Annotated in this window: 21 protein-coding genes; 17 read left to right on the top strand and 4 right to left on the bottom strand. The window is 37.7% G+C overall.

Annotation, left to right across the window (positions count from 1 at the left end):
- The first annotated feature begins 74 nt into the window (after window positions 1-74).
- Window positions 75-554 carry a transcription elongation factor GreA gene (greA, locus tag F5ESL0259_RS05475; RefSeq protein ID WP_046325100.1) on the top strand — a complete coding sequence of 160 codons (480 nt, stop codon included), beginning with the start codon at window positions 75-77 and terminating at the stop codon, window positions 552-554.
- Between the two features lie 108 nt (window positions 555-662).
- Here the strand turns inward: greA and F5ESL0259_RS05470 are convergent, their stop codons facing one another.
- The gene (locus F5ESL0259_RS05470; RefSeq protein ID WP_046325099.1) at window positions 663-1,577 is read right to left on the bottom strand and encodes an N-acetylglucosamine kinase; all 915 of its coding nucleotides are present in this window, start codon (window positions 1,575-1,577) and stop codon (window positions 663-665) included.
- Between the two features lie 284 nt (window positions 1,578-1,861).
- Between F5ESL0259_RS05470 and F5ESL0259_RS05465 the strand changes: the two genes are divergently transcribed.
- The 10 genes from F5ESL0259_RS05465 (at window position 1,862) to F5ESL0259_RS05420 (ending at window position 11,293) form a co-directional block, all read left to right on the top strand.
- Window positions 1,862-3,889 (top strand): peptidoglycan D,D-transpeptidase FtsI family protein, encoded by a 2,028-nt coding sequence (locus F5ESL0259_RS05465; protein WP_370448804.1) that lies wholly within the window; start codon window positions 1,862-1,864, stop codon window positions 3,887-3,889.
- Between the two features lie 82 nt (window positions 3,890-3,971).
- A complete protein-coding gene (gene rpmG / locus F5ESL0259_RS05460; protein ID WP_081945351.1) occupies window positions 3,972-4,121 on the top strand; it encodes a 50S ribosomal protein L33 in 150 nt (49 codons plus the stop codon).
- A 53-nt stretch (window positions 4,122-4,174) separates the two neighbouring features.
- Entirely contained in the window at window positions 4,175-4,747 is a 573-nt protein-coding gene (locus F5ESL0259_RS05455; protein ID WP_122037753.1) for a 5-formyltetrahydrofolate cyclo-ligase, read from the top strand.
- 11 nt (window positions 4,748-4,758) lie between these two features.
- Window positions 4,759-5,439, top strand: coding sequence for a rhomboid family intramembrane serine protease (locus tag F5ESL0259_RS05450; RefSeq protein ID WP_110446263.1), 681 nt, complete (start codon window positions 4,759-4,761; stop codon window positions 5,437-5,439).
- A complete protein-coding gene (locus F5ESL0259_RS05445) occupies window positions 5,439-5,657 on the top strand; it encodes a YqgQ family protein (RefSeq protein WP_046325095.1) in 219 nt (72 codons plus the stop codon). The genes F5ESL0259_RS05450 and F5ESL0259_RS05445 overlap by 1 nt, the downstream gene beginning before the upstream one ends.
- Window positions 5,658-5,707: 50 nt before the next feature.
- Window positions 5,708-6,112 (top strand): rhodanese-like domain-containing protein, encoded by a 405-nt coding sequence (locus tag F5ESL0259_RS05440; protein ID WP_046325094.1) that lies wholly within the window; start codon window positions 5,708-5,710, stop codon window positions 6,110-6,112.
- A 69-nt stretch (window positions 6,113-6,181) separates the two neighbouring features.
- The gene (gene miaA / locus F5ESL0259_RS05435) at window positions 6,182-7,102 is read left to right on the top strand and encodes a tRNA (adenosine(37)-N6)-dimethylallyltransferase MiaA (RefSeq protein WP_122037752.1); all 921 of its coding nucleotides are present in this window, start codon (window positions 6,182-6,184) and stop codon (window positions 7,100-7,102) included.
- On the top strand, window positions 7,095-8,354 hold the full coding sequence (locus F5ESL0259_RS05430; protein WP_122037751.1) for a methionine gamma-lyase family protein: 1,260 nt from the start codon (window positions 7,095-7,097) through the stop codon (window positions 8,352-8,354). Before miaA ends, F5ESL0259_RS05430 begins: the two co-directional genes overlap by 8 nt.
- 162 nt (window positions 8,355-8,516) lie before the next feature.
- Entirely contained in the window at window positions 8,517-9,854 is a 1,338-nt protein-coding gene (glnA, locus tag F5ESL0259_RS05425; protein WP_122037750.1) for a type I glutamate--ammonia ligase, read from the top strand.
- Between the two features lie 254 nt (window positions 9,855-10,108).
- Entirely contained in the window at window positions 10,109-11,293 is a 1,185-nt protein-coding gene (locus F5ESL0259_RS05420; RefSeq protein WP_122037749.1) for an MFS transporter, read from the top strand.
- Window positions 11,294-11,384: 91 nt separating this feature from the next.
- Here F5ESL0259_RS05420 and pyrE read toward each other — a convergent pair whose 3' ends face one another.
- Window positions 11,385-12,020, bottom strand: coding sequence for an orotate phosphoribosyltransferase (gene pyrE / locus F5ESL0259_RS05415; protein WP_110446258.1), 636 nt, complete (start codon window positions 12,018-12,020; stop codon window positions 11,385-11,387).
- Entirely contained in the window at window positions 12,020-12,727 is a 708-nt protein-coding gene (gene pyrF, locus F5ESL0259_RS05410) for an orotidine-5'-phosphate decarboxylase (RefSeq protein ID WP_122037748.1), read from the bottom strand. The genes pyrE and pyrF overlap by 1 nt, the downstream gene beginning before the upstream one ends.
- Before the next feature lie 240 nt (window positions 12,728-12,967).
- On the opposite strand from pyrF, the gene F5ESL0259_RS05405 reads away from it, so the two are divergent.
- The 6 genes from F5ESL0259_RS05405 to carB all read left to right on the top strand — a co-directional run bounded on the left by F5ESL0259_RS05405 (window position 12,968) and on the right by carB (window position 21,265).
- Window positions 12,968-13,891 (top strand): dihydroorotate dehydrogenase, encoded by a 924-nt coding sequence (locus tag F5ESL0259_RS05405; RefSeq protein WP_046325087.1) that lies wholly within the window; start codon window positions 12,968-12,970, stop codon window positions 13,889-13,891.
- A gap of 196 nt (window positions 13,892-14,087) precedes the next feature.
- The gene (gene pyrR, locus F5ESL0259_RS05400) at window positions 14,088-14,630 is read left to right on the top strand and encodes a bifunctional pyr operon transcriptional regulator/uracil phosphoribosyltransferase PyrR (protein WP_046325086.1); all 543 of its coding nucleotides are present in this window, start codon (window positions 14,088-14,090) and stop codon (window positions 14,628-14,630) included.
- Window positions 14,631-14,774: 144 nt separating this feature from the next.
- Window positions 14,775-15,731, top strand: a complete 957-nt coding sequence (locus tag F5ESL0259_RS05395; RefSeq protein ID WP_110446254.1) for an aspartate carbamoyltransferase catalytic subunit — start codon at window positions 14,775-14,777, stop codon at window positions 15,729-15,731.
- Complete coding sequence (locus F5ESL0259_RS05390; protein WP_122037747.1) at window positions 15,731-17,008, top strand: dihydroorotase; 1,278 nt, start codon at window positions 15,731-15,733, stop codon at window positions 17,006-17,008. Before F5ESL0259_RS05395 ends, F5ESL0259_RS05390 begins: the two co-directional genes overlap by 1 nt.
- Window positions 17,005-18,090 (top strand): carbamoyl phosphate synthase small subunit, encoded by a 1,086-nt coding sequence (locus F5ESL0259_RS05385; protein WP_122037746.1) that lies wholly within the window; start codon window positions 17,005-17,007, stop codon window positions 18,088-18,090. Before F5ESL0259_RS05390 ends, F5ESL0259_RS05385 begins: the two co-directional genes overlap by 4 nt.
- On the top strand, window positions 18,083-21,265 hold the full coding sequence (carB, locus tag F5ESL0259_RS05380; protein WP_122037787.1) for a carbamoyl-phosphate synthase large subunit: 3,183 nt from the start codon (window positions 18,083-18,085) through the stop codon (window positions 21,263-21,265). Before F5ESL0259_RS05385 ends, carB begins: the two co-directional genes overlap by 8 nt.
- Window positions 21,266-21,342: 77 nt before the next feature.
- On the opposite strand, the gene F5ESL0259_RS05375 is transcribed toward carB, so the two are convergent.
- Window positions 21,343-23,742: a Xaa-Pro dipeptidyl-peptidase gene (locus F5ESL0259_RS05375; protein WP_122037745.1), complete on the bottom strand. Its 2,400-nt coding sequence runs from the start codon at window positions 23,740-23,742 to the stop codon at window positions 21,343-21,345.
- Window positions 23,743-23,811: the final 69 nt, after the last annotated feature.

Raw genomic sequence — 23,811 nt, 5'->3', positions numbered from 1 at the left:
TTGACATTAAACGTTTAAGTGAATATCATAGACCAGTGCAAAAAGAATTTTAACTTTAAGGAGTAGAAAGTTTTATGCCTGAAAAATCATATCCGATGACTGCTGAAGGTAAAGAAAAACTTGAAGCAGAATTAAAAAATTTAAAAGTAGTAAAGCGGCCAGAAGTAATTGAAAGAATCAAGGTTGCCCGTTCTTATGGCGATTTATCCGAAAACTCGGAATATGATGCAGCCAAAGACGAGCAAAGCCATCTTGAAGACCGCATTAGCGTTGTTGAAGACATGCTTAAGTACGCTCATGTTGTAGATGCTAATGCCAGTGATCCTGATGAAGTTGCTGTAGGTAAAACTGTTACCTATACTGAAGTTGGTGAAGATGAACCGGAGACATATACAATTGTTGGTAGTGACGAATCAGATCCAATGAATGGTAAGATTTCTAATGATTCACCGATTGCACAAGCAATTTTGGGTAAGAAAAAAGGTGAAACAGTAACTATTTCAACACCTGGTGGCAAATTTGATGTAGTAATCAATAAAGTTGAAGAAAAATAACTAGTTTGACAGAGTTATTTTAGCTAAGGCTTATAAAAACAAAAAGACCAGAACAGTTAGCCTTCCACAAGAGAAGCGGTAACCGTCCGGTCTTTTTTATTTTTAAATTTAATGACTAGTAAAGTAGCGGTAGTCCTTGCTTTTATCAAAGATAACACCACGAGCATTTTCACCGTTAGAAATTGAAAATTGGGCTTGTGGATATTTTTCATGAACTTTGTCTTCTAAGAAGTTACGCAACATTTGGTTATTGGCTAGTACAGAACCAGTCAGCGCAATTTTCATTGGCTTAGGCTCTTCATACCGGTCCATTCCGATTGTAATATCTCTTGCAAGCAATTCAGCCTGCTCCTTTATTACAGCTGAAGCAAAAGGATCACCTTTATCAGCTAATTGTGCCACGCTCACAGCCATTGAGGCAAAATCAGAATTGCTGGTTTTATAAAACTTGGCAGTAGCATCATTTAAATTATCGACTTTAAACAGTTTATTAAACATGCCAATTAATTCGTTGTCTTCTCGTTTATCCCAACTAAGTAAAGCAGATTTTAAAGCACTTAGAGAGATAGCATAACCTGAGCCTTCATCACCTAAAATGGAACCATAGCCACCAGTGGTGATAATGCTGCCATGCTGTAAGCCATTGAAAACGGAACCAGTACCAGCAATAACCAGACCACCATCTTCTCCTTCAAGGCCATTATAAAGAGCCAGGAGAGAGTCGGTAACTGCTCTGGTTGGCAGGTTATCAACCTTGGCAGAGATTTCAGCGGCTACTTCTGGCGCGTGACCGATAACTGATAAACCAGCCATTCCACAGAGAATCCGTTGACAATCTCCATCAATTTCATCAACTAATTCGTTGATTGCTTTTGTGATGTTAGTAATGGCATTATTATAGTCTGTATTTACTTGTCCAGGACCGGCTTGAGCCTCTGCCAGTTTTTGCCCCTTTAAGTCATAAGCTATTGCTGTAGTGTGCGTTCCTCCAGCATCAACTCCAATAAGATATTTAAGTGTCATAGTTTGATCTTCTTTCTATATTTTATCCCACTTTTATTTTATTACATTTAGAAAAAATACTGAAGATTTTTCGAAAAAGTATTTGTGTGCAGTTTTGGCTTTTCTGGTCAATAAGTATTCTATCTTAAAGTTTTTCCAAAACGTTACCATCTCAATAGATTTGTACTCTAGTTTTTGTTAAAATTACACTAGTTTAGTGAGGTTGAGGCTAAGTGAATTTTTTCAAGAAAAAACTGAAAACTAAAAATAATAATGCCAAAAAACAAGCTTCTACTCCAATCAGAATGAAGATAATTTTGGGTATCATTTTTGTTCTTTTTGCGGCTTTGATTGGACAGCTGGCTTATTTACAAATAGGTTATGGCTCACGCTTTAAAGCTGAAGTACAAAAATCTAATTCAGCTATAGTTTCCAGTCAAGTTCCCCGCGGTGTTATGTATGACAATAAAGGCCGTGTACTGGTAGGAAATAAGGCTAAAAATGCCATTACGTATACCAAAAGCGTTTCAACTACAACTGAGGATATCTATGCAATTTCCAACTCTCTTAGTCATTATATTTCTATCAAGGATGAGCAGCCGACTGAACAACAAGTAATTGATTATTATTTGGCAAATAAGGAAAATAGTGCAAAAGAATCTGCCAAAGTTCCTAAAGCTGTCAGAGCTACTCAGGATGACAATTTAATTAATCAAAAAATCCAAGAACAGGTTAGTGCAGAACACATTAAGCTGAATGCACGTGAGAAAACAGCGGCATTAATTTATAATAAAATTTCTGGTGCTTATACTCTTTCTACAATCTATATTAAAAATAATCATTTAACAGATAAAGAAATTGCTGAGGTGGGTGAGCACCTTTCAGAGCTTCCTGGTGTGGGTATTGGAACTGACTGGCAAAGATCTTATCCTAATGGTTCGTCTATTCGCAGTATTATTGGTTCTGTATCAACAGAAAAAGCCGGCTTGCCTAGTGATAACTTACAATATTACTTAACAAATGGTTATTCGCGCAATGATCGGGTAGGCACATCGTATTTGGAAGAAAAATATGAACCCCTGCTCAAAGGAACTAAATCAACCAGCAAAGTTTGGACTAAGAATTCAGGAGATATTGAACAGTCAAAAGCGGTTTATTCCGGGCAGGCTGGGGCAAGTTTAGTTTTGACCCTTGATGCTCAATATCAAAAACAGGTTCAAAGTTCATTAGAAAAAATCTATGCTTCTGCCATTGGGTCAGGTGCCGCTCACTATTCAAATGGTGCATATGCTATTGCTATGAATCCTAAAACTGGCGCAATTTTGGCTATGGCGGGAATCAGTCGTGACCCTAAGAAAAATAAAACTACCAATAATGCACTAGGCGTTATTAATCAATCGTTTGTCATGGGTTCGGCAGTTAAAGGCGCAATGGTAAGTGGCGGATTAATAAATAAAGTAATTACTCCTACCAATAATGTAATGCCTGATACCCCTGTTTATTTACCTAGTACGCCGGTCAAAAAGTCAGTATATCCAATTGGTACTTTTAGCGCTTTAGACGCTGAAACTGCCCTAGAAGTTTCCAGTAATATTTACATGATGCATTTGGCAATGAAATGGGTTAATGCGTCTTATGTTCCTAAAATAAAGATTACTATGCCTCAAACAGCCTTTGAAACTTTGCGCCATAATTTTAATATGTTTGGTTTGGGTCAAAAGACTGGAATTGATTTACCAGGGGAAATATCAGGTATTCAAGGTAGATCTTTCAACGATCAGGGATTAGTTCTTTCAGGTTCTGTACTTGACTTATCATATGGTAACTATGATGCTTATACACTTATCCAAATGGCACAATATGTTTCAACGATAGCCAATGGGGGCTATCGCATGCAGCCTTATGTGGTGCAGTCGGTTGGTAGAACCGCAAATAATGGCAAAAAAGTTTATATTGACTATAACAAAAAACCGCAGGTACAATTACGCATACCTTGGACTCAAGATGAGCTTAACATCATCAGGCAAGGCTTCTGGCGTGTTGTTCATGGTACAAATTCTTGGGGTACCGCTCATAAACTGAAAAAAGTAAAACCATCTATTTCGGGAAAATCGGGAACAGCCCAAACATTTTATTACGATCCTGATAATCCTAATCAGAAAAATCCACCAGAACTAGTCAATGCTACTTTTGTTGGTTATGCACCGTCAAATAACCCTGAAATTGCTACAGCTGTGATTTTTCCCGGGCTGGATCCCAAATTGGAAGGGTCTTATACATTACAAATGACTAAAGCGATGGTCCAGGACTACTTTAAATTACATAAAAAATAGAATTTTGTTAATATTACTGGTAATAATAATAGAAAAATGCTAAGATAATACAGTCAGAATAAAAGCGTAGGTGGTGAAAGAAATGGCAGATAACATCATTTTGGAATGCACCGAATGTGGCGATAGAAGTTACTTATCTAAGAAAAACAAGCGTAAGCATCCGGAACGTTTAAGTTTGAAGAAGTATTGCCCAGTAGAAAGACATACTACTCTTCATCGTGAAACTAAGTAATAAACTAATATAGTAGGAGCCTATGCTCCTGCTATTTTTTATATGGAAGAATCATGACAAAAAAAGAAATAAGACAACAACAAATTGAAAAGTTGAGCGAATTTGCTGAAACTTCAGAAAAAGATGCTGAAGATCAGGTTTTGCTTAAAAGTATTATGAACTCTGAGATCATTAGTAATTGTCAAAGTATTGGCATAACCTCCTCCTTGAGTTATGAAGTTGACACTTCAGGTTTGATTGCTCAATTGTGGGATCAAGGTAAGGACGTTTACTTAGCACGTGCAAATGATAATGCTGAACGTACTCAAGATTTTATCTATTATAGTTATATGACGAAATTAACCAAGTCAAAGTTTGGTGTTGAAGAAGTAAATGAGCCGAATGCTCAAATCAACAATGATTTAGATCTGATTATTGTTCCTGGACTAGCCTTTGCCTTGGATTCACATCAACGTTTGGGGTTTGGCGGAGGTTATTATGACCGCTTTTTGTCAAAGCATCCTAATTCTAAAACGGTAGCTTTGGCTAATTCCAAGATGATTTTTAAGACAGCTCCCTGGAAAGTGGAAGCGACCGATATAGCTATTCAAACAATTATTACTCCGGAATCCATTCTAAAGAATTAATTGAGGCTATAATGAATCAGCGACAAAACCTGAAAAGTTGTTACATAACCGTCAGTATATTGGCCGTCCTTTTACTAGTCTTTTTAATTGAAACGGCTATTGGTGGTTCAGAAAATATTTATGTTTTAATGAAAATGGGAGCCATGAAAAATGATGCCGTTGTCATAGGTAATCAGTGGTGGCGTCTATTTACGGCTCAATTTTTGCATATGGGAATTATGCATCTGGTCTCTAACGCGGTTATGATCTATTATCTTGGAATGTACATGGAAACCATTATTGGTCATTGGCGCTTTTTAATAATATATCTTCTTTCTGGTATAGGGGGTAACTTATTAAGCTTAGCCTGGGGCAATGATAATGCTATTAGTGCTGGCGCTTCGACGGCCTTATTTGGATTATTTGGTGCTATGACGGCAATTGCTTTGCAAAATCGGGCCAATCCTATATTGGTTTACCTTGGAAAACAATCATTTTGGCTGGCTTTAATCAATATAGTAATTGATTTGTTTGCACCTAATATTGATATACCTGGTCACATTGGCGGATTCGCTATGGGATTTTTAGTGGCAATAATCCTGGGTGAAAAAACGTTAAGGCAATACTCAGTTAAAAAACGAGTTATCGCTCTTTGTTTACTAATTATTTATTGTGTAGCAACTGTCAGGATGGGCATGGTAATCAATTTATAATGAAAACTTTGTATGATGTGCAGCAACTTCTTGAAAAATATGGTATTTTTGTTCATGTAGGCAAAAGAATCTGGGATATTGAGTTGATGGCACTTGAACTTGACAACATTAATCATTCACACTTAATTGACCAGCATGATTATTTAGTCGCTAAATTAATATTGCGACGTGAATATGAGTATGAAGAGCGCCACAATAAAGATAAGCATAAATATTAGATTGTTTATGTGCAGCAGTTTTTAAAATTTTAGTGGGAGAAATACAACTTATGTCATCTTTTTTACTTATTCTAGACGTAGTTTTAATTGTTATCATATTAGCTTTTGTGGCAGTTTGGCTATGGAATAAAATACAAACTAAACGCTTGGGTAATGGAGATTTAACCAACGAAGAATTTAATAAAGGAATGCGTAAAGCGCAAGTGGTAGATTTACGTGAAAAAGCTCCTTTTAAACGAAAACATATTGATGGAGCCAGAAACTTGCCTTACACAATGCTTAAATACCAATATACTGAATTGAGAGCAGATTTACCTGTTTATTTGTACTCCGACTCTTTATCAGTTACTTTACGTGCTGCCAGATTTTTACAAAAAAAGCATTTTTCTTCAATTAAATGGTTGAAGAATGGTTTTGATGAGTGGGATGGACGCACCAAAAAATCTAAATATTAAATAAAAAACATGTTTGTTGCACTGATCAAACGTGTTTTTTCTATGTTATTCATGAATGAGAATGTGATTATGCAAAAAGTTTTAGCTCTCGTCGGGCCGACAGCTATTGGTAAAACTGCTTTGGCAATTGAGCTTGCTCAGAAAATTAATGCTGAAATAATTTCAGGTGATTCCATGCAGGTCTACAGAGAGGTCGCAATTGGAACCGCTAAGGCAACTCCTACAGAACGAAAATTAGTACCACATTATTTGGTCGACACTCAAACAATTTTTAAACCTTATTCAGTAGTTGATTTTGTTACCCAGGCAGAAAAAGCCATTGAGCAAATAGTGCAGAAAAATAAAGTGCCTTTGTTGGTCGGTGGCACTGGCTTTTACGTTAATGCTTTACTTAATAAATTGCAATTAGGTGAGCCGAATAAAGAAAATGCAGCTGTATCAGATAAATGGCAGGATTATTTAAATAAAAACGATAAGATGGCGCTTTGGCAAGAACTAAAAAATCGCGATCCGGTAGCTGCTCAAAAAATTCCGTTAAACAATTCACGTAGAGTTTTAAGAGCTTTAACGGTAATTGATCGTACAGGACATAAATTTTCAGAACAACAGGATAAAATTGAACCGCGATACCAGTATTTTATTATTGGATTAAATTCTGCACGTCCAGAAATTTACTCTAGGATTAATAAACGTGTTGATCAAATGATGGACGAGGGCTTACTTGACGAGGCCCGTTTTGTCTATCAAAATCGTGACCAAGAATATACTATTTTACAGGCTATTGGCTATAAAGAATTTTTTCCTTATTTTGCTGGTCAGGATAATCTGGAAAATTGTATTAAAAATTTAAAAAGAGCTTCAAGAAGATATGCTAAAAGACAGCTGACATATTTTCACCACCAGTTACCCGTTTACTGGTTTGATCCTTTAGCTGATTCAAATTGTGTGCAAGAGATTTTACAGAAAGTTGAGGAATGGTTAAATGAATAATTGGCCAAAAGAATTACAAGAAATTGTAAGTGATATTGATAAAAAGATTGAGCCGCAGCTGGCAAAAATTGAGCAAAACATTCTTTTTAATCAAAATAAAGTTTTGCAGGCGTTTAAAGATAAAGCAGTAGCAGAATCGGATTTGATTGGCAGTACCGGTTATGGTTCCGATGACAGTGGACGAGATAAACTTGATCGTATTTATGCTCAAATATTTCATACGGAAGATGCTTTAGTACGTTCACAATTTGTTTCTGGCACTCACACTTTAGCTACAGCTATGGCGGGTAATTTACTGCCAGGAGATGAATTAATGTACTTAACCGGTATGCCTTATGACACTTTGCAACAAGTTATCGGAATTGCCGGTAATGGCAGAGGTAGTTTAAAAGCATATGGAGTAAAATTCTCTCACGTTGATTTATTACCTGATGGCAGCGTAGATTTTGTTTCAGCCCGCAAATTACTTGCAGATCATCAACCTAAAATGGTAGTCATCCAGCGTTCACGTGGTTATAATACTAGGCCTAGCTTCACTATCAGTAAGATTAAGCCGATGATTGCTATGATTAGGGAGGTTTCACCTAAGAGCATTATTTTTGTTGATAATTGTTATGGGGAATTTTCAGAAAAACATGAACCTACAGAATATGGTGCTGATTTAATGGCAGGCTCTTTAATCAAAAATGCTGGTGGTGGTTTAGCAAAAATTGGTGGTTATGTTGTTGGTAAACATGAGTTAATTGAAAACACAGCGGTCCGTCTTACAGCTGGTGGAATAGGTAGAGAAGAAGGTGCCAGCTTAAATAACAATTTAGATTATTTTGAAGGCTTGTTTATATCTCCGAGCGTTACTGGCAATGCCATTAAAGGTGCAATTTATGCGTCTGCACTTTTAGAAAAGATGGGCTTAGAAGTTTCTCCTAAATGGGATGAAGACAGAACCGACTTAATTCAGACCGTTATTTTTCATAATAAAGATAAAATGATCAGGTTTGCTAAAGCTTTACAGGAAAACTCGCCCATTAATTCATTTGTGGATCCGATACCAAGTAATGACACCGGATATGTGGATCAAGTGATCATGGCAGATGGATCCTTTGTTGAGGGTGCCAGCATTGAATTTTCTGGAGATGGCCCAATCAGGCCACCATATGCTTTATATATGCAGGGTGGATTGACCTATGCCCATGTGAAAATAGCGATTACTAATGCAGTTAACGAATTATTTTTCAAAACAAATAATAGATAATCATAAATGTAAAGTAAAACTTTGGTAAAGTTTTAATATTTTGTGTTAGACCACTTTACAATGTTTTAATCATTTGTTAATCTTATATCTAGTTTTAAATGAGGAATATAATTCCGATTAAGACTATACCAATTATTGTATGATTTTTTTAGGTGGAGAAGCATGACAAAGAAAATTTCAGCAGACGACATCAGAAAAAGTGTAGCAGAGGAAGATGTCAGATTTATTAGACTAGCTTTTACAGATATTAACGGAACTCTTAAAGCGGTTGAAGTTCCAAATAGTCAGCTAGACAAAGTTTTAAGTAATGATGTCCGCTTTGATGGTTCTTCAATCGACGGATTTGTTCGTTTGGAAGAAAGTGATATGATATTATATCCTGATTTTTCCACTTGGTCCGTTTTACCTTGGGATGACACCGCAGGTGGTAAAATTGGCTGTTTAACATGTTCAGTTCATACCACAGATGGTAAACCTTTTGCTGGAGATCCACGTAATAATCTCAAAAGAATCATTGGCCAAATGAAGGAAATGGGTTTTACGGCTTTTGACATCGGGTTTGAAGCGGAATTTCATTTACTTAAACTTGATCAAAACGGCAACTGGACGACAGAAGTTCCTGACCATGCCTCATATTTTGATTTAACTTCAAATGATGAAAGTGCGAGCTGCCGTCGAGATATTGTTGAAACTTTAGAGAGTATCGGCTTTGAAGTAGAAGCTGCTCACCATGAAGTTGGAGACGGTCAGCAGGAAATTGACTTTAGGTTTGATGATGCTTTAACAACGGCCGACCGTGTTCAAACTTTTAAAATGATTGTACGAGAGATTGCTAAGCGGCATGGCTTGTTTGCGACATTTATGGCTAAGCCTTTACAAGGCCAAGCAGGAAATGGCATGCACACTAATATGTCATTATTTAAGGGTAATAAAAACGCCTTTTATGATGAAAACAACGAGTATCATTTGTCAAAAACGGCTTTGTACTTCTTAAATGGTATTTTGGAACATGCTCGTGCAATTACAGCTGTCGGTAACCCCACTGTTAATTCTTATAAACGTTTAATTCCTGGTTTTGAGGCACCGGTATATATTTCTTGGGCTTCAAAGAATCGTTCACCAATGGTTCGAGTACCGGCTGCTGGTGAATTGAATACTCGTCTTGAAATGCGTTCAGCTGATCCTACTGCCAACCCATATTTGCTTTTGGCTGCTTGCTTAAGTGCTGGTATGGCAGGAATTAAGGAAGAAAAAATGCCGATGGCACCAATTACTTGCAACTTATTTACTTTAAGTGAAAAGCAACGTAATGAAATGGGGATTAAACCATTGCCTTCGACTTTGCATAATGCCCTTAAAGCATTTAAGAAAGACAAGTTAATTCAAGACGCTTTAGGAGAACATTTAACTCAAAGCTTTATTGATTCTAAAGAATTGGAATGGTCCCAATATACTCAAACGGTTTCTGACTGGGAAAGAAATCGTTATATGGGTTACTAAACTAACTTGCTCTAGTATAGAAACTATTTCTGAATCTGGGTAATAAATTAATTAAAGATCTTTATGTCAAGCTATGGTTAGCTTGGCATTTTTGTTTTGACAGTTTTTATAAGCAACCTGCTTAGCGGATGAATAAAAAAGCTAATAAACTAGCATTAAACGCAAAATAATATATTCATTATAAACTGTTGGAAAAAACAAATGAATTTAAGTGATAAAATAAATGAGTTGGGTTTTAAGTATAAGAGGCAAAAATGGTAAAAAGAAAACGAATATATACTAAAGACGTAATATTAGTTATGGCAGCTTCGTTCTTTTTTATGTTTAGTACGATGTTTGTAAATCCTTTAATCAATGGTTACGCCAAAAGTTTAGGTGCTAGTAGTGCTTTTGCGGGGATAATTGTGGGAATTATGAGTATTGCTGCGATGTTTTTGCGCCCGATTGCTGGTAATTTAACGGATAGATTTTCCAAATATCGTTTATCCTTTGTTGGGGGAATTTTAATAGTAGTCGGAGTAATTGGCTATGTGTTGGCGCCTACAAGCAGTTGGCTACTGCTTTTTCGTCTAATTAATGGTTCGGGCTACGTTCTTTGCACCGTTTGTATGACTACCTGGCTTGCTTTTTTGGTACCGCGTGCTCATGTCGGTCAAGCAATGGGATTTTACGGCTTGATGAATGCCCTAGCCATGGCTATCGCTCCAGCGTTAGCAATTAATATTTATCAAAAAACCGGGTACAGGTTAGCGATTATTGCTTCCGGCATTTCTGCCTGTTTGATGGTCATTATGATTCAGTTTGTAGGAAATAAAGCAAAACCGCAAAATATTAATAAATCTCAAGCACAGAATTCATTACTGCACATTAAAATTATTCAAAAAAATGTATTGCCCATAGCAATGCTTACTACCTTATTTGCTTTTCCTTATTTCTCCACTCAGGCAGACCTTGTAACTTATGCTGAAGAGCAGCATCTTAATATAAATGTGGGCTCGTACTTTTTAATATATGCCGTAGTATTATTGCTTATTAGAATTACACTTAAAAATCTGTTTGATACTGTCAAATTCGGTACCTGGTTTTGGGTGAGTGTTGCAGCTACCTTGATATATCTTATTTTATTGGCCACAATGAAAAATAATTTTTTAATGGGTCTGGCGGCCGCTTTTATGGCAGTAGGATACGGTTTAATGTATTCTGTTTTGCAGTCAACTGCAATGCTTTTGGCACCAATTAGTGAGCAGGGCCTAGCAAGTAGTACATTTTACTTGGGGCTAGATATTGGTATGGCTTTTGGACCGATAATCATGGGCTTTGTGAATGATTTGTTACCGGCTAAATATTTTTATTTGGTGCAATTAATCTTAGTACCATTTATGATATTGATCTATTTACATTACCGTACTCGTCTAAACAGTGCAATTAGGCATCATTAAGTTAAATTTTGAATAAAAAGAAACTGACTAAGCTTGTTTTTTGTGCAAACTTAGCCAGTTTTAACGCATGTTAAAATATTGAAACTACTTTTTACTGAAACTTTTCACCCCATGCCCACGGGTCTTCATGCCAAGTTTTTAAAGCTTCATATTCTTTGGCATTTATATAATTCATTTCTTTTTCTTTTTGCAGCAGTTCTGGGTATGTTAATAGCGGACTATAATCAACACCGGCTTGAGCAAAATTAGCTGTGGTATCCTTTAAATAATAGGTGAATATTGAGCTTACCCCGATCACATGACCGCCCTCTTTTTCAGTGGCTTTCACTGCGTTAATAACTGATCCACCGGTGGTAATTAAATCATCAATTAGAACAATCCGATCATTTTCAGTAAAAAGACCTTCGATTTGCTTACCCTTACCGTGATCTTTGGGCTTTGGCCGTACATAAATCATTGGTAATTTTAATTTAGCAGCAACCCATGCAGCATGAGGAATGCCAGCCGTCGCAACCCCGCCAATGATACTTACATCTGGATACTTTTCTTTAATAAGAGCTGCTAAATCTGAGGCAATCCAGTCGCGTAAATCTGGATAAGAAACCGTTAATCTTAAATCTGTATAAACAGGTGATAGCATTCCACTTGCATAAGTGTATGGCTTGTTAGGGGATATTGTAATAATCTTCTTTTCAACTAATTTGTTAATGATTTGATCTTGATACATTATTCAAACTCCTTTTTAATTTCATGATATATTTGAGCAGGATTTTTTGCTTGGGTAATCGGACGACCAACTACAATTGCGCTGGAGCCAAATTCTTTGGCTTTCTGTGGAGTTGCAATCCGCTTTTGATCATCATTAGATTTATTAGTTAATCTAATTCCCGGTGTAACATATAAAAAATCAGAACCAAAGTGCTTTCTCAGATTTTTCACCTCAAGCGGTGAACAGATCACGCCATCAGCTCCGGCTTTTTTGGCGGTTTGGGCTAAGCTGACAACTTGTTCAGGCATTGACAAGGAACAATTTTGCTCAGTAGACAGGACTTTTGCAGTAATTGAAGTTAGTTCTGTTACTGCTAGTAACTTTGGCACTTCACTACCTTGAGCTGTGCCATCTTTTAAACCGTTCTTGGCGGCAGTGATCATTTCACTGCCCCCTAAAGCATGAATGGTTGTGCAGTAGACACCCAAATGCGCTATCTGTCTTGCAGCTTGGTATACCGTGTTTGGAATATCATGTAATTTAAGGTCTAAAAAAATATGGTAACCTTGTTTAACCAGTTTGGTAACTAATCCTGCGCCATAATGATAGTAAAGTTCCATGCCGATTTTTAGGTACGTTTCCTCGGGCCGACCCAGATTTGCCAGTAATTTTTGCACTTCTTTTTGGTTATCATAGTCCAAAGCCACAAATACTGCTTTTTTCATTAAAAACCTCCACGAAAAAAAGCCTATTTTGGTACGAGAGTGCATCAAAATAGACTAGCTAAAATTTGAGTCATGTTTTCAACTTGCGGTCTCTCTGTACCGTTTAAAGTTTATCATCATTGAGATTACCATTTTTATTTAAAAAATACAACCAAATTTTATTTTAAAAGGTTAAAAAATTGTGTAAAATATAGCCAAAATAATTGTACTGACAGAGAGCTTACATTTTGGGAGGATAAAATGACCAATATTAGTGTTAAATTACCCGGTCTTAACTTAAAGAACCCGGTAATGCCGGCAAGTGGCACATTCGGATTTGGTGACGTACCAGCAGCAAAAAAATTTGACTTGAATGAGTTAGGGGCGCTAGTTATTAAAACGACTACCCCGAAAGCTCGTTTAGGTAATCCGCAACCGCAGATCGCGGTTGTGGATAAGGGTGTTTTAAATTCTGTTGGATTGACCAATCCAGGAGTAGATAATGTTATTGGTAATAAATTACCGGCAATCAAAAAACAATATCCCCAACTTCCTTTGATTGCCAGTGTCGGTGGTGAAAGTAAAGAAGGCTATATTGAAGTTGCGCAAAAACTATCGCAGTCAAAAATGGTTGATGCCCTGGAAATTAATGTATCTTGTCCTAATGTTGCTCAGGGTGGAATGACCTTTGGAGTTCATCCCGAATTAGTTGCGGAATTAACTGCTGCTATAAAACAGGTTGTTAACTTGCCTATTTTTGTCAAGTTAACACCAAATGTTACGGATATAACTGCAATTGCACAAGCTGCTGAAGCAGGCGGTGCGGATGGCTTATCACTGATCAATACGATAACCGGAATGCGCATTAACATTGAAACGCGTAAACCTCTTTTGGGAAATAATTATGGCGGTTATTCTGGTCCCGCTGTTAAACCAATTGCCTTATATCAGATTAATCAGGTAAGAAAAAATACCCAGTTGCCCATCATTGGTATGGGTGGCATTAGCTCAGCCGAAGATGTAGTGGAATTTATGCTGGCTGGCGCTAACGCAGTCGAAGTAGGTAGTGCGCATTTTAAAGACCCTTTGGCTTGCCCGCATATTGCACACCAATTGCCGCAGCTTTTAGAGAAACTCGGAGTCAAAGATATCAATGAACTGGTAGGACAGGTTGAATTCAATTAATAAACCCGACTTGTCAATATGCAGCTTTACTATTGACAACTATTGCTTTAGCAAGTATATTTAAATAGATGTCCTTTTAAGTTAGTCCCGAGAGGCTAGTAAGGAAAGCTCAATTAAGTATTGACTTTTACGAAACGCTTAGTCTCAGGCAGATTAAGTGTTTTTTTATGGGCAAAGCACTAGTAGGAGAATAAAGATGACAAAAGAAATTTGGGACGCATCTGCAATGAAAAGAGCGCTAACCAGAATTACTTATGAAATTATTGAGCGCAATAAAGGTACTGAGAATTTAGTTCTTATAGGAATTAAAACTCGTGGTGTTTATTTAGCTCAACGAATTCATGATCGAATTGAAAAACTTGAAGGTGTTGATGTACCGCTAGGTCAGCTTGATATTACCTTATATCGTGATGATCGTCATGATGCATCATTGAAGCTGGATCCTGTTGTTAATTCTAAAGAATTAGGTGTTGAAATTAGTAATAAGCACGTAATTTTAGTTGATGACGTGATTTTTACCGGTCGAACGATTAGAGCAGCTATGGATGCTTTGATGGACAAAGGCAGACCTAGTTCCATTGCTGTTGCTGCTTTGGTTGATCGCGGTCACCGTGAACTGCCGATTCGAGCAGACTTTGTTGGTAAAAATGTTCCAACTTCTTCACATGAAGAAATTGCAGTCCATGTAGAAGAAATTGATAATAAAGACAATGTAGAATTAAAACCATTGCCGCAATAAGAAATCAATTCAACCGTTTAATTGGCTCCAGAGAGGGTCAGAAGGGTTTGAGTTTATTTTGTTGAGTCATCGACTGAACTAGAGACCCTTTTGTAAACCTGGAGCTAAAAAGCTTCAGGTTTATTTTTGTGGAAAGAGTAAAAAATGAAAAATAGCAATTTTGTAACCTTAAAATCATTTGTCAGTGTCGAAAAGTTAACTGTAGCAGAAGTAGGGGCGCTTATCGAGCGCGCAGAATATTTTAAAAATGGTGGAGCGCGCCCGCATTTAACTCAACCGGTTTATGTTACTAATATGTTTTTCGAAAATTCGAGTAGAACACATACCAGTTTTGAAATGGCGGAAAGAAAATTAGGTTTGACGGTCATTCCGTTTGATGCTGCTCATAGTTCAACCCAAAAGGGTGAAACTCTGTATGATACTTCTTTAATTATGGCAGCACTGGGAATTGACCTTGAGGTTATCAGACATTCGGAAAATGAATATTATGAGAAATTAATACATCCAAATAAAAACCAACACCTTAATATTGGTGTGATAAATGCTGGTGATGGTAGCGGTCAGCATCCTTCACAGTGTTTACTTGATATGATGACAATCCATGAACATTTTGGTCATTTTAAAGATCTCAAGGTAGCCATAGTAGGAGATATTACTAATTCAAGAGTAGCTAAAAGTAACATGGAACTTTTAACCAGGTTAGGAGCAAAGGTATATTTCTCAGGTCCTGATTATTGGTATGACAAACAATATGACAAATATGGTGAATATCTGCCGATAGATGAATTAGTTGCTCAAATGGATGTAATGATGTTGTTGCGGGTGCAGCATGAAAGACATGCAGGAGATCCTAACGAAGCCAAATTTGATGCTAAAAAATATCATGACAAATACGGAATTAATCAGAAACGCTATAACGCTATGAAAGATGATGCCATTATTATGCATCCAGGTCCAATTAACCATGATGTTGAGCTTAGTGGCAATTTGGTCGAAGCTCCAAAGTGTAGGTTCGTGCGTCAAATGGAAAATGGGGTCTTTATGAGAATGGCAATGATTGAAGCTGTTATGCGGGGACGCAATTTAGGAGGATTATCCTAATGGTAACAGTTATTAAAAATGGTTACATATACACTGGCGGAGAAATAGTCCATAGCGACCTTTTAATCAAAAATGGTATGATTGCCGCAATTGGCAAAAATTTAACAGCTGAAAAAGAGATTAATGCACAAGGAAAACTAGTTAGCCCTGGTTTAGTTGATGTTCACGTTCATTATAGGGATCCTGGCCAAACTGAAAAAGAAGACGTCCGAACTGGCTCATTGGCAGCAGCACATGGCGGTTTTACTACAGTCTGTACAATGCCTAATGTAGACCCCGTTCCTAATACTCCTGATTTAATGGCAAAAATGGTCCAGAATAATCACAAAGCTGGTTTAGTCCATATTTTGCAATACGCACCCATCACAGTTGATGAGGATAGTAAAGAAATTCCTGATTATGCTGGGTTAAAAAAGGCTGGTTGTGTTGCGCTAAGTAATGATGGTAAAGGAGTGCAGGATGCGCAAACTATGTTTTTGGCAATGCAAAAAGCTCGAAAAAATAATTTGCTGATAGCTGAGCACGCTCAGGATGATTCTCTTTTTAATCATGGCGTTATGAATGATGGGCCAACAGCGCGGCTACTTAAACAGGAGCCAATTACTGAGCTGGCAGAGACTACTCAAATTGCGCGTGATCTTTTATTGGCAGAAAAGACCGGCGTTCACTATCATATTTGTCATGTTTCTACTAAGACCAGTGTGGAATTAATTAGAATTGCTAAAAGTCATGGTATCAATGTTACTTGTGAAGTTGCACCACATCATCTTTTATTGGCAGAAGAAAATATTGTTAAAGACGATAGCAATTTCAAGATGAATCCACCTTTGAGAACCAGGGAAGATCAAAAAGCACTAATAGCGGGATTACTGGACGGTACGATTGACATGATTGCGACTGATCATGCACCACATACTGCAAAGGATAAACAAGGTGGCTTCAAAAATGCTGCGTTTGGTATTGTAGGCAGCGAAACAGCCTTTAGTGAGCTTTACACCAAATTTGTCAAAACTGGTACTTTCACATTACAGCAGTTATTAAATTGGTTGACATTCGCTCCAGCCAAGGCCTTTGGTCTTAAAAAGGCAGGAAGAATAGCAATAAATCAACCAGCTGATATTGCCATTTTTAATCTTGAGCAAAAAGCGGCTATCAATAGTTCTGACTTCAAATCCAAAGCAAGAAACACTCCTTTTAATCAAGATTTAGTATTCGGTCGAACGGAATTAACAATGGTTGATGGCAAAATTGTTTTTCAAAAGGAGGAAAGTAAATGAGATATTTAATTTTGGAAGATGGCAGCATTTTTGCAGGTGAAGGTTTTGGCGGAGATCAGGCAACCAAAGGTGAGGTCGTTTTTACCACTGGCATGACAGGCTACCAGGAGGCAATTACGGACCAGTCTTATGCCGATCAAATTCTGGTATTTACAAACCCTTTAATTGGTAATTATGGTATAACGCTAGCTGATTATGAATCACTTGAACCGGGAATAAAAGGTGTGATTTGCCACCAAGTTGCGCGCTATCCTGATAACTGGCGCATGCAGACTACTTTGCCCGATTTTCTTAAGAGCTTAAATATTCCGGGAATTCAGGGAATTGATACTAGAAAATTGGTTAAAAAACTGCGCGCACACGGTACAATGAAGGGCCAAATCTGCGATTCTAAGGAAAATGCTGCTGCAATTGCTGCTGATTTAAGAGCAAATAAAATTACTGCAGGAGTGGTTAAGCGTGTTTCAACTGCGAAATCATATCCTGTGCCAGGTTCAAAACGGAATATTGTCGTTGTCGACTTTGGCTTGAAAAACAGTATTTTACGTGAACTTAGTAAACGAGACTGCAATTGCATTGTTCTGCCATACACGACCTCAGCCGCAAAAATTTTATCCCTGCAGCCAGATGGGGTGTTATTGTCAAATGGTCCCGGCGATCCACTTGAAATGAAGGATGCAGCTAAAATGGTGCAGGAAGTTGAGCAGAAAATACCACTCATGGGTATTTGTATGGGACATCAGGTTTTTGCTTTAGCCAACGGTGCTAAGACTTATAAAATGAAGTTCGGTCACCGCGGCTTTAATCATCCTGTACGTGAAATTGCTACTGGGAATATTGGATTTACCTCTCAAAATCATGGTTATGCTGTTAGTCGTGATTCAATTGATCCTGAAAATTTAATGGTAACTCATGTAGAAGTTAATGATGGGACCATTGAGGGTCTACGGCATAAAAAATATCCCGCTTTTTCAGTTCAATTTCACCCTGACAGTACCCCTGGTCCGCACGACGAGGAAGGGATTTTTGATTACTTTATGCAAATGATTGATCAAAGAAAGGACAATGAAAGTCATGCCTAAAAGAACTGATATAAAAAAGATAATGGTAATAGGTTCAGGTCCAATTATTATTGGTCAAGCAGCAGAATTCGATTATTCTGGAACACAAGCATGTTTGGCTTTACGTGAAGAAGGCTATGAAGTGGTTCTGGTTAATTCTAATCCTGCTACTATCATGACTGATACTACGATTGCTGACAAGGTTTATATTGAGCCGTTAACTGTTGAATCAGTTTCCCGCATTATTCGTAAGGAATACCCTGATGCAATATTGCCTACTTTAGGTGGTCAAGTTGGTTTGAATATGGCCTTATCGTTAGCTAAAAGCGGCATTCTAGACGAATTAAATATTGAACTGTTAGGAACAAAACTTGATTCAATTGAACAAGCCGAAGACAGAGAAAAATTCAAGGAACTTTGTCAAAAACTGGGTGAACCAGTTCCGCCTTCAACCAGTGTTAAAACAGTCCAAGAAGCTTTAGATTTCGGAGATAAGATTGGATATCCCATTATTGTCCGTCCCGCCTTCACTATGGGAGGAACCGGTGGTGGAATTTGTAATGATCGCGCTGAACTTGCAAAAATTGCCAAAAATGGCTTGGAACTGTCTCCGGTTACCGAATGCTTAATTGAACGGTCGATTGCTGGCTATAAAGAGATTGAATTTGAAGTAATGAGAGATCATGACGATAATGCCATGATTGTCTGCTGTATGGAAAACTTTGATCCTGTCGGTATTCATACCGGGGATTCAATTGTTTTCTCACCGTCACAGACATTATCTGACAAAGAATATCAGATGTTGCGTGATTGCTCCTTAAAGCTTATTCGGGCACTAAAGATTGAGGGCGGCTGCAATGTTCAATTAGCCTTAGATCCAAATAGTTTTAATTATGATGTCATTGAAGTTAACCCCAGAGTTTCGCGTTCATCTGCCTTGGCTTCCAAAGCTACCGGCTATCCGATTGCCAAGATGGCAGCCAAAATTGCTGTGGGTCTGACTTTAGATGAAATTAAAAACCCAGTCACTGGTACTACTTTTGCAGAGTTTGAACCAGCATTGGACTATGTTGTCTGCAAGATACCACGCTGGCCTTTTGATAAATTTGCCAAAGCTAATCGCGAACTGGGTACGCAGATGAAAGCAACTGGGGAAGTGATGGCAATAGGAAGAACGGCTGAAGAAGCCTTTCAAAAAGCCGTTCGTTCCCTGGAAATCGATCAAAAAGATTTTTATTCAGTTGAGGCCCATAAAGCCAGTGATGAAGACCTCGAAAATAAACTAGTTAGAGCGCAGGATGATCGTCTTTTCTACTTAGCTGAAGCCTTCCGGCGGGGTTATTCAATGTCGGATTTGCATGAATTAACTAAAATTAATTTTTACTTTTTAGATATTGTTAAGCATATTGTCGATTTAGAAAAAGTTATTGCCGCAAATCCTGATGATCTAGAGGTTCTTAAAAATGCTAAAAAGTATGGCTTTAGTGATCATACAGTCGCTAATTTGTGGCATGAAGATGAAGACCAAGTAAGAACTTTGCGCAAGCAAAATCATTTGCTGCCAGTATATAAAATGGTGGACACTTGTGCAGGTGAATTTGTTTCTCAAACTCCTTATTTTTATTCTACTTATGATACCGAAAATGAGAGTCAGAAAACTTCCAAGAAGTCAGTGTTGGTAGTTGGTTCAGGTCCAATTCGCATTGGCCAGGGTGTCGAATTTGATTATGCCACAGTTCACTGCGTTAAAGCCTTGCAAAAGATGGGTTATGAAGCTATTGTCATTAATTCAAATCCCGAAACTGTTTCAACTGATTTTTCCGTTTCTGACAAATTATATTTTGAGCCTTTAACTTTAGAAGATGTGTTAAACGTTTGCGATTTAGAGCAGCCAGAAGGTGTAATTATTCAGTTTGGTGGTCAAACTTCAATCAATCTGGCCGCTGGTTTGGAAAAACATGGTGTCAAGATTTTAGGAACTAGTGTAGAAGATCTTAATCGAGCTGAAGATCGAGAATTATTTGATCAAGTAGTAAAAGAATTAGGTTTGAAGCAGCCGCAAGGAATCACCACTACCACACATGCTGGCGTTATTAAAGCCGCTGAGAAGCTGGGCTATCCGGTTTTAGTCAGACCAAGTTATGTTTTGGGTGGAAAGGCAATGGAAATTGTTTACAACCAACCTGAACTCGAAGACTACTTGCATAACCATGTTGACATTGCCAGCAGTCATCCAATTTTGGTAGATGACTACCTCGATGGTCGAGAGTGTGATGTTGATGCCATTTGTGACGGAGAAGAAGTGCTTATTCCTGGAATAATGGAGCATATTGAACATGCTGGCGTTCACTCTGGAGATTCTATGGCCGTCTACCCGGCTCAAACATTTTCACCTGCCATTAAGCAAAAAATCGCTGACATTACCAAAAAACTGGCTTTAAAGCTTAATTGCCGTGGAATAATGAATTTGCAGTTAATTGAGCGCGGTGGAGAAATTTATATTATTGAAGTTAATCCCCGTGCCAGTCGTACGGTGCCATTTTTAAGTAAAATTACCAGTATTGAAATGGCTCAGGTTGCTACTCGGGTAATTATGGGTGAAAGTCTAAAGGAGCAAGGCTATAAAGATGGTCTGGCACCAGAAACAAAAATGATTAGTGTTAAAGCACCAGTCTTCTCGTTTAGTAAACTTTCAGATGTTGATAGCTACTTAGGGCCGGAAATGAAATCAACTGGTGAAGTCATGGGCAGCGACTTGAGTTTTCCAAAAGCACTTTATAAGGCTTTTTCAGGAGCCAACATGCAAATACCAGACAGTGGCAACATTTTGTTAACCATTGAAGACCGCGATAAACAGGAAATATTACCAATTGCCAAAAGATTTGCCCAAATTGGTTATCGTATTTTTGCTACCAGTGGTACGGCCAGTTTCCTAAAACAAAATCATTTACCTATTACTCTGGTTGATAAGATTCATCAGCACAGTGAGACTAATATTTTAAATGAGTTTAAAAATGGGAAAATTGATTTGGTTATAAACACTATGGGACATGATTTGGCGAAAACTTCTGACGGCTTTATTATTCGTCAAGCTGCCATCCAGCAAAATATTCCTTTAATTACCAGCTTGGATACCGCACGTGCACTTCTTACTGCTTTAGAAAACCGGTCGTTTTCTACAATAAGCATAAAATAAAATTTAATAAGCAAAAGAGCAACTGCGTAAACAACAGTTGCTCTTTTTGTACTTAAAAAGGTGCGTACAGATAAATTTTATTTAATACTAAATTTAATAGCAGTTTCAGACAGATCTATGGTATAAGTAGTATTTTCAAGGGGTCTCTTGGTCATTCCCTGATCGGTTGAATAAATAATTAAGCAAAGTTTGCTGCCAACAGGCATTGTGTAGTATGTTGGCTGCAGCTTAAATTGTAAGTCGTAAAATTCACCGACTTTAATACTACTTGGCTTTTTCATATCCGTGTAATTTTGCAAATTCATATGAGATTTGGTAATTAATTTAGCATGAGTCAGCTTATCCGGCATAAATTCTTGCAGGGAGTCTAATTGAAAATGAAAGCCTAATTCTTGGCCTCCTGGCATTAAGATTCTGGGAGTAGCTGTCAACCGTTTACGATCGCCGATTTCGACTAAAGCTACAGAAATTTGACCTCTGTTAAGACTGGATGCTACCCGCATTCTTATTTCTGGTCGACCAACTATTGTTACTGGATGAATAAACTCATCGGTCGTGAAGCGCAAACTTGCTTGAGCCCATTTCTTGTTGCCACAAATAAACTGGTATTGCCAGTCATTTTCTGAAATTTTGGCTTTTTTAAATTCGGTTCCGCCTACATCTGTGAAGGAAACTTTCTTTTCGCTACTTGTGTCCTTTGCTAATTCATTGTCATCAGCTGGGAAATAAACTGTTTCTTTTTCGCTGTCATTACTCCAATCCTCTTCTTCATGCCAGTTATCTGCTTTTAGATTGTCCTGAACTAAGACAGTTGGCCATTGCTGATATGCGTTGTTTTCAAGACCTAATAGTTCATGAACCAGCCACAAATTCATCAGGTCGGTAAAATCAATTGAAACTAAATTGTTCATGTTATAGTGGGGACCTTGGTGCAAGAAAAGATGATGTTCTACAGGAAGATTTTTGACTTTTTGCCAAATTTTGTAAACATTTTTCGGCTTGACATTCCAATCATTGAGACCGTGGACACTAATCCAGGAACACTTAATATTATTGGTATGATGACGATAATTGCGTTTTTCCCAGAAATCAGAATACTGGCCGGTTTTACGATCAGCTTTGTCTAATAAAATCTTTTGCATTGCGTCAAATTTAGGTTTGATCTTTAAGTAGTCTCCTGCATCCCATAAGTTGGACTGACAAGTTTCTGCCAGCATGTCTAGGTCTTCTCCTTGACATTCTTCTGGCGCTATTACTAATCCATGCTCACGGTAATAATCATACCAGGAAGAAATGGCAGCTTCAGAAATAACCGTTTTTAAGCCAGCAACACCAGTAGTTGCAATAGCTATTTGCAAGGTTCCTAAATAAGACCGTCCTGTCATCCCAATCTTTTTGTTGCACCAGGTAGCTTTGGTTTCATGTTGTCTAGATCTATCAGTGTAAGCAATTCTGTCTCCGTGTAACCATTCTATTATTTCTTTTGCACTTTCGGTTTCTTCTGGTGCGCCGGTAATTCTAAGGCCATCACTGCCGCGGGTACCAATAGCGCCAGCAAAGACGCTGGCGAAGCCGCGAGCTAACATGTATTCGTTTAAACCGTAGGAAGATTTGCCAACGGCTTGTTCGACCGGCTTATAAGACACAGTATCATTGTTTGGCTTTTGAGCTTTAACAATTGGAGCAGCTTGATATTGCGGATTTTCCCATTCTGTTGCATCACTCAAATTCTCGTCAACGTTATGGTTACGCTTTTCATTATCAATGATACCGCCAAAATAGGGACTAGCTGTATATAATGCTGGTACTGGCATATTTTCACTTTCAATAGGTCGGAAAATGGTTGTTTGCAAAAGGTCGCTCTTGCCGTCGCCATCAGTGTCAAGGTCACTTTCAACGTAAACTACTTCTCTGATTATTTTGCTGGTATCAAAAACTGGCATACTTTTGCCATTAAAAAAGAGAAACTTATTTTTGGTAAATTGGTTTTTGCGGTTATAAAAATAGCCTTCACCCGCCATCACATCAATTAAAAGCTGTCCGTTTTTAGCACGAGTGTTTAGTAAACGATAAAAGGCGCGGATGAGTGCTTGCTTATCATTAATATCTGCAATATAGGGCAACGCCTGCTTTTTCATGAATTTTAGAGGATTTGCCAGTTGATAATCATACCCAACGTGGTACCCTAAAAGTTGCAAGGCGACGCTATAGAATTGGTGAGACAATATTTTTACTGGATTGCCGTCTAAAAATTGCTTGAGTGTTTGTGTTTCTGATACAGCAAACTCGGCTAATTTTGCCTTTCGTGCACTCGCATCATTGGGGTCGACTACTGCCACTGCATTTGCTGTGAGTTCAGCTAGCAGATCAGCAAAAGAAAGCTTTTCATAATCGGCTGGTAAAAATTTAATTTGTTGCAATTCTTTAACTTCTGTTTGGTAATCAGTTTTGACATAAGCGTATTGATTGTATTTCATAAAATTCTCCTTTTTGTATTATTTTACCTGTTATTAAGATCATTAGAAAGCCAGTTATTAAAATAAAAA

Source organism: Lactobacillus sp. ESL0259 (genome assembly GCF_003693045.1).
Classification (GTDB): Bacteria; Bacillota; Bacilli; order Lactobacillales; family Lactobacillaceae; genus Lactobacillus; species Lactobacillus melliventris.
This window is presented reverse-complemented; position numbering and strand designations above follow the sequence as displayed.